The sequence below is a fragment of the Pseudomonas sp. GW101-3H06 genome, assembly GCF_059424605.1.
In genome coordinates this window covers 2295627-2308241 of record NZ_JBWKZO010000001.1, presented here as the reverse complement: position 1 = coordinate 2308241, position 12615 = coordinate 2295627, and the positions used below count along the sequence as shown (strand labels likewise).

Here is a 12615-nt window from a genome sequence, read left to right as displayed (position 1 = left end):
ATTCATATATGCGGCGATGTTTGATGGATGGCCGGGTCAGTGAAGCGTGACCTGCGTACGACCCATCAATCCTCAGCCGTTTTTGTACAGTGCAGTGGACGGCGGCAGTGTGCCAGCCGTCACATCATCCGCGTGCCGCTTTGATGAACGCCTTGATCTTCGCGTGATCCTTGATGCCCTTGCTCGCCTCTACCCCGCCACTGACATCCACGGCATAAGGCCGAACCCGCGCCACCGCTTCGGCAACGTTATCCGGGGTCAGGCCACCCGCCAGGATGATTGGCTTGCTCAAGCCCTGCGGTATCAATGACCAGTCGAACGCTTCGCCGGTTCCACCAGGAATTCCTTCTACATAAGCATCGAGCAGAATACCGCTGGCGCCTGGATACGCAGCACAGGCTGCTGCGATGTCATCACCGGCCTTGACCCGCAATGCCTTGATGTACGGACGATGCCAGCCTTCGCAGTCTTCAGCGCTTTCATCACCATGGAACTGCAAAAGGTCCAGCGGCACGGCGTCGAGGATTTCCCCCAACTCACAACGGCTGGCATTGACGAACAAACCCACGGTGGTGACGAACGGCGGCAACGCCTTGATGATTGCGCGCGCCTGCTGGAACGTAACCGCCCGCGGGCTCTTGGCATAAAACACGAATCCGATGGCATCGGCCCCGGCTTCGACCGCTGCCAACGCATCTTCTATGCGGGTAATCCCGCAAATCTTGCTGCGAACGGCTGACATGTCGAGAAAACCCCACGGCAAATCCGAGAAAGTCCCGGATGGTAACAAAAGCGTTCGAGGGCGTCAGCCGTCAAGTTCGGAGAAACCGGTCAGGAAGTGCGGCCCGATGTATCGCTCGGGCAATTCGAACTCGTCACGGTATTCGACCTGCACCAGATACAACCCGAACGGATGCGCCGTCACCCCACCGGTACGGCGGATCCGGCTCTCCAGCACTTCCTTCATCCATTCCACCGGACGCTCGCCAGCGCCGATGGTCATGAGTACACCGGCAATGTTGCGCACCATGTGGTGCAGGAAGGCATTGGCGCGGATATCCAGCACGATCATCTTGCCGTGGCGCGTGACGCGCAGGTGATGCAATTGCTTGATCGGCGACTTGGCCTGGCACTGACCGGCGCGAAAGGCGCTGAAGTCATGGGTTCCCACCAGGTATTGAGCCGCCTCGGCCATACGCTCGACGTCCAGCGGGCGGTGGTTCCAGGTGATTTCTTCGTTGAGGTGCGCAGGACGGATCTGATCGTTGTAGATCACATAGCGGTAGCGCCGGGCGATGGCCTTGAACCGCGCATGAAAATGCGCCGGCATGACCTTGGCCCAACTGACACTGACGTCGTGCGGCAAGTTGATGTTGGCGCCCATGACCCAGGCTTTCATCGACCGTTCGACCTGGGTATCGAAATGCACCACCTGGCCACAGGCATGCACGCCGGCATCCGTACGCCCGGCGCAAAGCAGCGACACGGGAGAGTCGGCGACTTTGGACAGGGCGTTTTCGAGGGTTTCCTGCACAGTGAGCACACCGGAGGCCTGGCGCTGCCAGCCGCGATAACGCGAGCCTTTGTATTCAACGCCCAACGCGATCCGGAAAAAGCCGTCGGCCGCCATTTCGGCGGCCGGGTTATCTATGTTTGCCAAGGGGAACAGCCTGCTGATGTACGCAATGGCGGGCATTATAAGGCTGCGGGACGGGGATGCCACTACAACAGTCGGTGCGGTGTTGAATGTGACGCCCTCTTCGGGAGCAGGCTCGTTCCCACAGTGGATCGGGAGCGCCCATCATTTGTGTCTCACGCCATTCCTTGTGGGAGCGAGCCTGCTCGCGATAGCAGCCCGGCAGACACCCTCACACACTATCGACACCAACAAAAACGGCAGCCCCACCGGGCTGCCGCTTTGCTTATAACGAGTCGATCACTCAAGCCAGTCGCGCAAGCATCTCCTTGGCTTCGCTCTTCTGGCCATCGTCGCCTTCGGTCACCACCTCATTGAGGATGTCCCGGGCGCCGTCGTTGTCACCCATGTCGATGTAGGCCTGAGCCAGATCGAGCTTGGTGGCGACTTCGTCGGTGCCGGACAGGAAATCGAATTCCTGCTCGTCGTCCACGGTCGCCAGGGCGTCGTCCACGGTGAAGGTTGGCTCGCTGAGGCTCTGGGACAAGCGATCCAGCTCGGAATTGACGTCATCCAGCTCGGCGGCGAATGCATCTGGAGCATCCATCTCGTCAGCCAGGGACAGATCGAAATCGGCCGGCAGCTCCAGATCGTCCAGCGTTGCTTGCGCAGCCGTCGGCGCCCCGTCGGCAGGCAGATCCTTGACGTCGTCGTCCAGGCTCAGCAGGAATTCGTCTTCGGCCTGGATCGCTGGCGAAGGCTCGCCACCGAGATCCATGTCCAGATCGAAGGCCGACAGATCGTCGAGGTTTTCCTTGATTTCAGTCTGCTGCTGCAGCACCGACTCGAAGCTCAGGTCGTCGTCCAGCGGGAAGTCTTCCAGCTCGTCCAGGTTTGCAGCAACTTCCAGCTCAGGCTCAGGCTCGGGCTGCGAGGCTGGTGCAACGGCCACCGGCGTAATGTTGTCCAGATCGTCGAGACTCAGATCGAACGCACCGTCGAAATCGTCATCGGTCGAAGTTGAGGCCAGAGCTTGCGGTTCGGGCTCAGTTTCCGGTTGCGCTGCTGGCGTAATGTTGTCCAGATCATCCAGGCTCAGATCGAAAGCGCTGTCGAAATCGTCATCGGTCGAAATTGAGGCCAGAGCTTGCGGTTCGGGCTCAGTTTCCGGTTGCGCTGCTGGCGTAATGTTGTCCAGATCATCCAGGCTCAGATCGAAAGCGCTGTCGAAATCGTCATCAGTCGATACCTCTGCGCGAGCTTGCGGCTCGTCCAGCAGCAGGTCCTTGACGTATTGCGCGTCCAATTCGGCAGCAGCGGCGGCGGCAGCAATACCACCGGCGGCGACCAGCGCCATGGCCGGGAAACGGTTTTTCAGTTTTTCGACCTGGGCGAAATTGTCGCCATTGGCTACCAGTTGACGCTCCTGAATAACGAATGCGTCGCGGTCGCCCTGCAAGCCGTAGACCTCCATCAGCTTCAGGCGCAAATCACTGCGCTGCGGCGCTTGCTTGACACCCTCTTCCAGCAACGCGGCAGCCTGATTCAGACGTCCGGCGGCGATATGCGACTGAGCCTGGCCCAACACATCGTCGGAACGCTCGGCAGCCGGTGCCACCAGCGGTGCGGCGATCGGCGGCGTCACCACGACCGGAGCAATTACCGGCGCCGGCGCCGGCGCAGGCGCAGGCGCAGGCGGCGGCACGGTAGCGCGCTTCACGCTCGGCGGTGGAACTTCCAGACCTTCGAAGCTGCTTTCCGGCAGATCGAGATCGGCGGAAAACGGCTGCTCTTCGGCCAAGGCGCGGGCCATGCGCAGATGCTTCTCGGCTTCCTGCTGGGCTTTGCGGCGACGGGCCAGCAACAGCAACAACAGCAACACCACAACTGCCCCGCCACCGGCCAGACCCAACAGCCATGGGTTGGTCAGCAATTCGTTGAATTTCTGCTCGTCGGAGGTCGGCGATGTAGCCTCGGCTGGTTGCTCCGCCGAAGCCGCGGTCTCAGGCGTGGCCGGAGTCGATGCTGCAGGCGCAGATTCCACAGGCGCTGCCCCAGAGCTGGCTGCCAGCTCAGCGGTGATCGCCGGAGCGGTCGCGGCAGGAGCGGCGTCCGGCGCACCCGCGGCGCCTTCGGCCTGCAGCTTGGCCAGTTGATTGTTCTTCAGTTCGATCAGGCGTTGCAGCTTGTCCATCTGACTTTGCAGATCAGAGATGCGGCTTTTCAGTTCCTCGTTGTCGCGACGGGTCGTATCGAGGCTTTCCTGGGTGACGGCCAGCTTGTTGCTCAAGGCCTTGGCATCACCGGCTGGACCTTTGCCACGGGCTTTTGCGGACTCGGCAGAAACCAGGCTCAGATTATCCCGCCCGGCTTGCGTCGACACTGCTTCACCGCGACCGCGATTGGTGGCATCGAGTTGTTGCTGCCCGGTTCCAGGCTTGGGCACATAACGACGCCCCTGACGCCAGGCAGTGTTTTGAGCAGCCACTTCAGCGATGGCCTTGGACTGCGGCAGGCTGGCACTTTGCGACTGATCCGGCAGACGCAGCACCTGCCCGGTTTTCAGGCGGTTGATGTTGCCGTCGATAAAGGCATCCGGGTTCAGTGCCTGAATGGCCAGCATGGTTTGTTGAATCGACCCGCCGTTACGGGTCTTCGCGGCGATTTCCCACAGGGTATCGCGCGCCGAAGTGGTGTATTGGGATGGCTGGGTCGCACCGGTGACCGGCGTTGTGCCTTGCGTTGGTACAGGCTGCGCAGCCGCTTCAGCGGTTTGCGGCGAGAATTTGGACGGATCGAGCAGCACGCTGTAATCGCGCAGCAGACGACCGTTGGGCCACATCACTTGAACCAGGAATTTCACCATCGGTTCGGAAAGAGGCTGGCTGGAGGTCACACGCAGGATGCTTTTGCCGCTGGCGTTCAACACCGGGGTGAAGGTCAGGTCGTTGAGAAACGCCTGGCGATCGACACCGGCCTTGGCGAAATCTTCAGGTGACGCCAGGCTCGGCACCACTTCGGCAGCGGTAAGTTCCTTGACGTCGAGCAACTCGATTTCCGCCACCAGCGGCTGGTTCAGCGTCGACTTCAGGGTCAATTCCCCGAGTCCGAGGGCATGCGCCATACCGGAGGACAGCGCCGAGGCGGCCGCTATTGCTAACACCAGTTTGCGAACTTGAACCATAGCTCATCCTTAGTTTGAACATTCCTCGGCCAGCGAGAAGGTATTGATTGCCGCTGCCGTAAGGCATGGCGCGCGGCGGCGAAGGGTCGTCGCGCGCGATTGTTTCGTGCATGCCCCGGAAAGCCCCACTGGGTGACTCGCCTTCAGCATTCCGGCCAAGCATGGCGCTCGCCCGAAACCATTCGAAAATTTGTCGCCAAGTATCTTTTACAGCAGGTCTTTTATCAACAATTCGGCCAACTGCACAGCATTAAGCGCGGCGCCTTTGCGTACGTTATCTGACGTCAGCCACACATTTAGTTCCGACAGGTCGTCGATACCATGGCGAACCCGACCAACGTAGACCACATCCTGCCCTACCGCGTCGCCGACCGGTGTCGGGTAATCGCCGGCTTCGACCAGCTCGATGCCGGGGGCGTCTTCCAGCGCGGCGTTGACTTTGGCCAGGTCGATCTCACTCGCCGACTGCAAGGTCACGCTAAAGCTATCGCCAAAAAACACCGGGGCTTGAATGCAAGTGACAGAAATCTTTAATGCAGGCAGCGCCATGACCTGGCGTAGCTCGCGCACCAGGCGCTTTTCCAGCAGCGTATGGCCTTGTTCATCCGGCTTGCCGACCTGAGCCAACAGGTTGAAGGCCATCTGCCGGTCGAAGAATGTCGGCTCCAGAGGACGCACATTGAGCAGTTCGGCAGTCTGGCGCGCCAGCTCGGTGACGGCTTCACGCCCCTGGGCAGAGACTGCAAGGCTCGCCGTCAGGCTGACGCGCTGCAAATCGAGCAAACCCAGCAGCGGTGCCAGTACCACCGCCAGGGTGGTGGCCGAGGGGCTCGGGCTGCTGATCTGGAACGGTTTTTTCAGGTTGGCCAACACGTGTGCATTAGCTTCCGGTACCACTTGCGGCGCCTGATCGGCGGGCAATGCGCCGGACAAGTCGATCACCGAGCAGCCGGCGGCCGTGGCACGCGAAGCGAAACTCAAGGTTACCGCCGGACCAGCGGCAAAGAACACCAGTTGGACCTTGCTGAAGTCGAACTCATCGACTTCTCGCACCCGCACGTTTTTGCCGCGAAACGGCACTGAACTGCCGGCGGATTCGCTGCTGGCCAGCAGGTGCAGGTTGCCGACCGGAAAGTCGCGTTCTTCAAGAATCTGCACGAGCGTTTCGCCGACAGTACCGGTGGCGCCGATCACGGCAATATCAAAGGACTGGCTCATGGTTTTACCTCTGGCGAAACGGGGGGAGCGGCACTTTACCGGGTGGTGGGCATGCAGGCAATTCGACAGGATCCGCGGCGCCCGTCATACCGCCTTCGCGAGCAGGCTCGCTCCAACAGGGAAATCACCAAACCCTGCGGGAGCGAGCCTGCTCGCGAAGAGACCGGAACAGACACCATAAATCCATAAAAAAACCCGCGCCTCTTTCAAGGCGCGGGCTCTTTCATTGCTTCAGTCGATCAACGCTCCAGCAGGATCCGCAGCATGCGACGCAGCGGTTCGGCCGCGCCCCACAGCAGCTGGTCGCCAACGGTGAACGCGCCGACGAATTGCGAACCCATGTTCAGCTTGCGCAGACGACCGACCGGTACGTTCAGGGTGCCGGTGACTTTCGTCGGGCTCAGCTCCTGCATGCTGATATCGCGGTTGTTCGGCACCAGCTTGACCCATGGGTTGTGCTGGCTGATCAATCCTTCGATGTCGGCGATCGGTACGTCTTTGTTCAGCTTGATGGTCAAGGCCTGGCTGTGGCAGCGCATGGCGCCGATGCGCACGCAAATGCCATCCACCGGGATCGGGCTCTTGAAGCGACCGAGGATCTTGTTGGTCTCGGCCTGGGCCTTCCACTCTTCGCGGCTCTGACCGTTCGGCAGTTCCTTGTCGATCCACGGGATCAGGCTGCCGGCCAGCGGTACACCGAAGTTTTCGGTCGGGTACGCGTCGCTGCGCATGGCTTCGGCGACACGACGGTCGATGTCGAGGATCGCGCTGGCCGGGTCGGCCAGTTGATCAGCGACAGCAGCGTGGGTTGCGCCCATTTGCTTGATCAGCTCACGCATGTTCTGCGCGCCGGCACCGGAAGCCGCCTGATAGGTCATGGCGCTCATCCACTCCACCAGGCCGGCTTCGAACAGCCCGCCCAGCCCCATCAGCATCAGGCTGACGGTGCAGTTGCCGCCGATGTAGTTTTTGGTGCCCGCGTCCAGCTGCTGGTCGATGACCTTGCGGTTGACCGGGTCCAGCACGATGACCGCGTCATCCTGCATGCGCAGGCTGGAAGCGGCGTCGATCCAGTATCCCTGCCAGCCGGCTTCGCGCAGCTTGGGGAAGACTTCGCTGGTGTAGTCGCCACCCTGGCAGGTCAGAATCACGTCAAGGGTTTTCAGCTCTTCAATGCTGTAAGCGTCCTTGAGCGGAGCAATGTCCTTGCCCACGGACGGGCCTTGGCCACCGACATTGGAAGTGGTGAAAAACACCGGCTCGATAAGATCGAAATCCTGCTCTTCCAGCATCCGCTGCATGAGCACGGAACCGACCATACCGCGCCAACCGATCAGACCTACACGTTTCATCGCAACTACACCTTCTTGAAATGTGGGCCGCTGCTTTCGGGGGTGAAATGGGCAGCGGGCCCGAGAGATTACAGATTCCGCAGCGCGGCGACTACTGCGTCACCCATTTGCTGCGTACCGACTTTAGTGCAACCGGTCGACCAGATGTCACCCGTGCGCAAGCCCTGATCCAGCACCAGGCTGACGGCTTTCTCGATGGCATCGGCCGCGGCCTGCTGATTGAAGCTGTAACGCAGCATCATGGAGACCGACAGAATGGTCGCCAACGGGTTGGCGATGCCCTGGCCTGCGATGTCCGGTGCCGAACCGTGGCACGGCTCGTACATCCCCTTGTTATTGGTGTCCAGGGACGCCGACGGCAGCATGCCGATGGAACCGGTGAGCATCGACGCCTGGTCAGACAGGATGTCGCCGAACATGTTGTCGGTAACGATCACGTCGAACTGCTTCGGTGCGCGCACCAGCTGCATGGCGGCGTTGTCGACGTACATGTGGCTCAGTTCGACTTCGGGGTAATCCTTGGCCACTTGCTCGACGACTTCACGCCACAACTGGCTGGATGCCAGTACGTTGGCCTTATCCACCGAACACAGCTTCTTGTTGCGCACCATGGCCATGTCGAAACCGACACGGGCGATGCGACGGATTTCGCTTTCGCTGTACGGCAGGGTGTCGTAGGACTGACGTTCGCCGTTTTCCAGGGTACGGGTGCCGCGTGGCGCGCCGAAGTAGATGCCGCCGGTCAGTTCGCGAACGATCAGGATGTCCAGGCCGGACACGATTTCCGGCTTCAGGCTCGAAGCCTCGGCCAATTGCGGGTACAGGATCGCCGGACGCAGGTTGCCGAACAGCCCCAGTTGCGCACGGATTTTCAGCAGACCCCGCTCAGGGCGGATGTCACGCTCGATGGTGTCCCATTTCGGACCGCCCACGGCGCCCAGCAGCACCGCATCGGCCGCACGGGCACGCTCGAGGGTTTCGTCGGCCAGCGGCACGCCGTGCTTGTCGATGGCCGCGCCACCGATCACGTCGTGGCTCAACTCGAAGCCCAGGGCGAACTTGTCGTTGGCCAGTTCCAGAACCTTGACCGCTTCGGCCATGATTTCCGGGCCAATACCGTCACCTGGGAGAATCAGAATCTGCTTGCTCATGCTTTCCTCATGTCATCAGTCGGTGCGCCCAGGGGCGCGCCCGGAAAAATTCTTATCGTTCGGCCATCAGGACCAGCACATCTGTGCTGAACGAACCATCGGCCTCAATCTCAAAATATTCGCGTACTTCGTTGCCCATCGACTGCTGCAATTCGCGGATCGCCGCGCGCATCACCTGCGGCGTACGCATGCGTTCGACCCAGGAGTTGTATTCCAGGCGCAGCCGCTGACGCGTGGTGCTGCGGGTGTGCAACCCTGCCTCACTGACCTGGCGCAACCACTCACCGGCGGAATAATCGCGCACATGACTGGTGTCACGCAGCACTTCGACGCTTTGCAGGTAAGTGTCGAACAACGGGCTGCCCGGTGACAACACATCGATGAACGCCGCCACACCACCGGGTTTCAGCACCCGGCGAACTTCCCGCAGGGCCAGGCCGAGATCGCTCCAATGATGTGCCGAATACCGGCTGAAGACGAAATCAAACTCGCCATCGGCGAATGGCAGGCGCTCGGCGGCGCCAAGGACTGTGGACACGTTGCTCAGCCCACGATCGACCGCGGCAGCGGCAACCACGTCGAGCATCTGCTGCGACAGGTCGTAGGCCACGACTTCTTTCACCAACGCAGCCACGTGAAAACTGACATGACCGGCGCCGCAGCCCAGGTCCAGCACACGGGCATCGCCCTGCCCCGCCAATTCGGCCTGCAGCAGTGCGAATTCGGTGCCTTGAGCGTGAACGGCGCTGCTCAGGTAGGCCGCGGCCTGTTCACCGAATTGCTTCTGGACTACCTGACTGTGTTGGGCAGTGCTGGTCATGGGTGACTTCCTTTTTCAGGGTTTAGTCTTGCGGTGCTTGTTCGGGCTTCTTCGCGAGCAGGCTCGCTCCCACATTTGAAATGCATTCCACTGTAGGAGCGAGCATCTCGCCTTACTCATGCTTACGCGTCGCGAAACAACCAAGGCTGGCTCGCACGATGCTTGGCTTCGAATGCAGCAATCGCATCACCGTCCTGCAAGGTCAGGCCGATATCGTCCAGGCCATTGAGCAGGCAATGCTTGCGGAATGCATCGATTTCGAATTTCAGCACCTTACCGTCCGGACGGGTCACGGTCTGGGCTTGCAGATCGATCTGCAACTGGTAGCCGGGATTGGCCTCGACCTGCTTGAACAGCTCATCGACTTCAGCGTCGCTCAAGATGATTGGCAGCAAGCCGTTCTTGAAGCTGTTGTTGAAGAAGATGTCGGCATAGCTCGGCGCAATGATGCTGCGGAAACCGTATTCTTCCAGCGCCCAGGGCGCGTGCTCGCGGCTGGAGCCGCAACCGAAGTTCTCACGGGCCAGCAACACGCTGGCGCCCTGATAGCGTTCGGCATTGAGGACGAAGTCCTTGTTCAGCGGCCGCTTGGAGTTGTCCTGATACGGCTGCCCCACATCCAGGTAGCGCCACTCATCGAACAGGTTCGGGCCGAACCCGGTGCGCTTGATCGACTTCAGAAATTGCTTCGGGATGATCTGGTCGGTGTCGACGTTGGCACGATCCAGAGGCGCGACAAGTCCAGTGTGCTGGGTAAAAGGCTTCATCGTTACTGCGCTCCTTGGATCAATTCACGGACGTCGACGAAACGACCGTTTACCGCGGCGGCGGCGGCCATGGCCGGGCTGACGAGGTGGGTACGGCCACCGGCGCCCTGACGCCCTTCGAAGTTGCGGTTGGAGGTCGAAGCGCAATGCTCGCCCGACTCCAAGCGGTCAGGGTTCATCGCCAGGCACATCGAGCAACCCGGCTCGCGCCATTCGAAACCGGCTTCGAGGAAAATCTTGTCCAGGCCTTCCGATTCGGCCTGCGCCTTCACCAGACCCGAGCCCGGCACCACGATGGCCTGCTTGATGGTCGACGCCACTTTGCGGCCCTTGGCAATGACCGCAGCAGCGCGCAAATCTTCGATCCGCGAGTTGGTGCAGGAGCCGATGAACACGCGGTCCAGCTGAATGTCGGTGATCGCCTGATTGGCGGTCAAACCCATGTATTTCAAGGCACGCTCGATGGAACCGCGCTTGACCAGGTCCATTTCCTTCGCAGGATCCGGCACGTTCTGATCGACCGCCAACACCATTTCGGGCGAAGTACCCCAGCTGACTTGCGGCTTGATCTGGGTGGCGTCGAGCTCGACGACGGTGTCGAACACCGCATCGGCATCGGACACCAGGTCTTTCCAGGCTTCGACCGCCAAATCCCACTCAGCACCTTTCGGAGCGAACGGACGGCCCTTGACGTAGGCCACGGTTTTTTCGTCTGCTGCCACCAGACCGACGCGCGCGCCGGCTTCGATGGACATGTTGCAGATGGTCATGCGGCCTTCGACGGACAGGTCGCGAATCGCGCTGCCGGCGAATTCGATGGCGTGGCCGTTACCGCCGGCGGTGCCGATCTTGCCGATCACGGCGAGAACGATGTCCTTGGCGGTCACGCCGAACGGCAATTGGCCTTCGACGCGCACCAGCATGTTCTTCATTTTCTTGGCGACCAGGCACTGGGTGGCGAGCACGTGCTCGACCTCGGAAGTGCCAATACCGTGTGCCAGGGCACCGAACGCGCCGTGGGTCGAGGTATGGGAGTCGCCGCAGACCACGGTCATGCCTGGCAAGGTGGCGCCCTGCTCCGGGCCGATGACGTGGACGATGCCTTGGCGGACGTCATTCATCTTGAATTCGACGATGCCGTATTCGTCGCAGTTATCGTCGAGGGTCTGGACCTGCAAACGCGAGACCTGGTCGGCAATGGCTTCGATGCCGCCCTTGCGCTCCGGCGTGGTCGGTACGTTGTGATCCGGGGTCGCGATGTTGGCATCGATGCGCCAAGGCTTGCGCCCGGCCAGACGCAAGCCTTCGAAGGCTTGCGGCGAGGTCACTTCATGGATGATGTGACGATCGATGTAGATCAGCGCAGAGCCATCGTCGCGCTGCTTGACCAAATGCGAATCCCAGAGCTTGTCGTAGAGCGTTTTGCCGGCCATCAGACGGTTTCCTCATCAGCTTGTTTCTATGCCCCGGGCTTTGACAATTTCAATAACCCTTTGGCTTGTGAGGCTGATCCTATGGGGTTACATTAAATAACTCAAATTCATATTTTTTATGCTTTGGATAACCAACTGGAATGCATCCATGGACCTGGCCAATCTCAATGCCTTTATTGCCATCGCCGAGACTGGAAGCTTCTCCGGGGCCGGTGAGCGGCTGCATCTGACTCAACCGGCGATCAGTAAACGCATCGCCGGGCTGGAACAGCAATTAAAGGTGCGACTGTTCGATCGACTGGGCCGGGAAGTCGGCCTGACCGAAGCCGGTCGCGCCCTGCTGCCCCGCGCCTACCAGATCCTGAACGTCCTCGATGATACGCGCCGCGCCCTGACCAACCTCACCGGCGAGGTGACCGGTCGTCTGACCCTGGCCACCAGTCACCATATCGGCCTGCACCGTTTGCCGCCCTTATTAAGGGAGTTCACCCGACGCTACCCGGACGTCGCGCTGGATATTCAGTTCCTCGATTCGGAAGTGGCCTACGAAGAGATTCTGCATGGCCGCGCCGAACTGGCTGTCATCACCCTGGCGCCGGAACCCCACGCGCTGGTCAAGGCCACGCCTGTGTGGGACGACCCGCTGGACTTCGTGGTCGCCCCGGAGCATTCGCTGCTGCACAACGGCAAAGTCAGCCTGGCGGACATCGCCCGCCATCCGGCGGTATTCCCCGGCGGCAACACCTTTACCCACCATATCGTCCAGCGCCTGTTCGAAGCCCAGGGCCTGACGCCGAACATCGCCATGAGCACCAATTACCTGGAAACCATCAAGATGATGGTGTCGATCGGCCTGGCCTGGAGCGTCCTGCCGCGCACCATGCTTGATGATCAAGTTGCACGAATACCTTTACCGGGCATACAACTGTCTCGCCAGCTAGGCTATATCCTGCACACAGAACGGACGCTATCGAATGCAGCACGGGCCTTCATGGCCTTGCTGGAGGCTCAAATCGATCTGCCAGGGACTCAAGGCTAACTTGTGCTACGCCTA

Annotated in this window: 10 protein-coding genes; 1 reads left to right on the top strand and 9 read right to left on the bottom strand. The window is 60.7% G+C overall.

The window, feature by feature from the left end; all coding sequences use genetic code 11:
- Positions 1 to 124: 124 nt before the first annotated feature.
- From AC07ZE_RS10470 to leuC, 9 genes are all read right to left on the bottom strand, one after another.
- Positions 125 to 742 (bottom strand): phosphoribosylanthranilate isomerase, encoded by a 618-nt coding sequence (locus AC07ZE_RS10470; protein WP_137807447.1) that lies wholly within the window; start codon positions 740 to 742, stop codon positions 125 to 127.
- A 63-nt stretch (positions 743 to 805) separates the two neighbouring features.
- Positions 806 to 1630: a tRNA pseudouridine(38-40) synthase TruA gene (truA, locus tag AC07ZE_RS10465; RefSeq protein WP_095193691.1), complete on the bottom strand. Its 825-nt coding sequence runs from the start codon at positions 1628 to 1630 to the stop codon at positions 806 to 808.
- Positions 1631 to 1940: 310 nt separating this feature from the next.
- Positions 1941 to 4820 (bottom strand): motility hub landmark protein FimV, encoded by a 2880-nt coding sequence (locus AC07ZE_RS10460; protein ID WP_207264059.1) that lies wholly within the window; start codon positions 4818 to 4820, stop codon positions 1941 to 1943.
- Positions 4821 to 5027: 207 nt separating this feature from the next.
- On the bottom strand, positions 5028 to 6038 hold the full coding sequence (locus AC07ZE_RS10455; protein WP_137807449.1) for an aspartate-semialdehyde dehydrogenase: 1011 nt from the start codon (positions 6036 to 6038) through the stop codon (positions 5028 to 5030).
- Between the two features lie 239 nt (positions 6039 to 6277).
- A complete protein-coding gene (asd, locus tag AC07ZE_RS10450) occupies positions 6278 to 7390 on the bottom strand; it encodes an aspartate-semialdehyde dehydrogenase (RefSeq protein ID WP_046026895.1) in 1113 nt (370 codons plus the stop codon).
- A 68-nt stretch (positions 7391 to 7458) separates the two neighbouring features.
- On the bottom strand, positions 7459 to 8541 hold the full coding sequence (gene leuB, locus AC07ZE_RS10445; RefSeq protein ID WP_095193305.1) for a 3-isopropylmalate dehydrogenase: 1083 nt from the start codon (positions 8539 to 8541) through the stop codon (positions 7459 to 7461).
- Between the two features lie 52 nt (positions 8542 to 8593).
- Positions 8594 to 9361: a class I SAM-dependent methyltransferase gene (locus tag AC07ZE_RS10440; RefSeq protein ID WP_207264057.1), complete on the bottom strand. Its 768-nt coding sequence runs from the start codon at positions 9359 to 9361 to the stop codon at positions 8594 to 8596.
- A gap of 122 nt (positions 9362 to 9483) precedes the next feature.
- Positions 9484 to 10128, bottom strand: coding sequence for a 3-isopropylmalate dehydratase small subunit (gene leuD, locus AC07ZE_RS10435; protein ID WP_207264049.1), 645 nt, complete (start codon positions 10126 to 10128; stop codon positions 9484 to 9486).
- A gap of 2 nt (positions 10129 to 10130) precedes the next feature.
- Positions 10131 to 11561 (bottom strand): 3-isopropylmalate dehydratase large subunit, encoded by a 1431-nt coding sequence (gene leuC, locus AC07ZE_RS10430; protein ID WP_207264046.1) that lies wholly within the window; start codon positions 11559 to 11561, stop codon positions 10131 to 10133.
- Between the two features lie 148 nt (positions 11562 to 11709).
- Between leuC and AC07ZE_RS10425 the strand changes: the two genes are divergently transcribed.
- Entirely contained in the window at positions 11710 to 12600 is an 891-nt protein-coding gene (locus tag AC07ZE_RS10425) for a LysR family transcriptional regulator (RefSeq protein ID WP_137807455.1), read from the top strand.
- The last annotated feature ends 15 nt before the right edge of the window (positions 12601 to 12615 follow it).

Coding starts and splice junctions, on each gene's coding strand:
- AC07ZE_RS10470 (WP_137807447.1), bottom strand. CDS start 742: ATGTCAGCCGTTCGCAGCAAGATTTGCGGGATTACCCGCATAGAAGAT.
- truA (WP_095193691.1), bottom strand. CDS start 1,630: ATGGCGGCCGACGGCTTTTTCCGGATCGCGTTGGGCGTTGAATACAAA.
- AC07ZE_RS10460 (WP_207264059.1), bottom strand. CDS start 4,820: ATGGTTCAAGTTCGCAAACTGGTGTTAGCAATAGCGGCCGCCTCGGCG.
- AC07ZE_RS10455 (WP_137807449.1), bottom strand. CDS start 6,038: ATGAGCCAGTCCTTTGATATTGCCGTGATCGGCGCCACCGGTACTGTC.
- asd (WP_046026895.1), bottom strand. CDS start 7,390: ATGAAACGTGTAGGTCTGATCGGTTGGCGCGGTATGGTCGGTTCCGTG.
- leuB (WP_095193305.1), bottom strand. CDS start 8,541: ATGAGCAAGCAGATTCTGATTCTCCCAGGTGACGGTATTGGCCCGGAA.
- AC07ZE_RS10440 (WP_207264057.1), bottom strand. CDS start 9,361: ATGACCAGCACTGCCCAACACAGTCAGGTAGTCCAGAAGCAATTCGGT.
- leuD (WP_207264049.1), bottom strand. CDS start 10,128: ATGAAGCCTTTTACCCAGCACACTGGACTTGTCGCGCCTCTGGATCGT.
- leuC (WP_207264046.1), bottom strand. CDS start 11,561: ATGGCCGGCAAAACGCTCTACGACAAGCTCTGGGATTCGCATTTGGTC.
- AC07ZE_RS10425 (WP_137807455.1), top strand. CDS start 11,710: ATGGACCTGGCCAATCTCAATGCCTTTATTGCCATCGCCGAGACTGGA.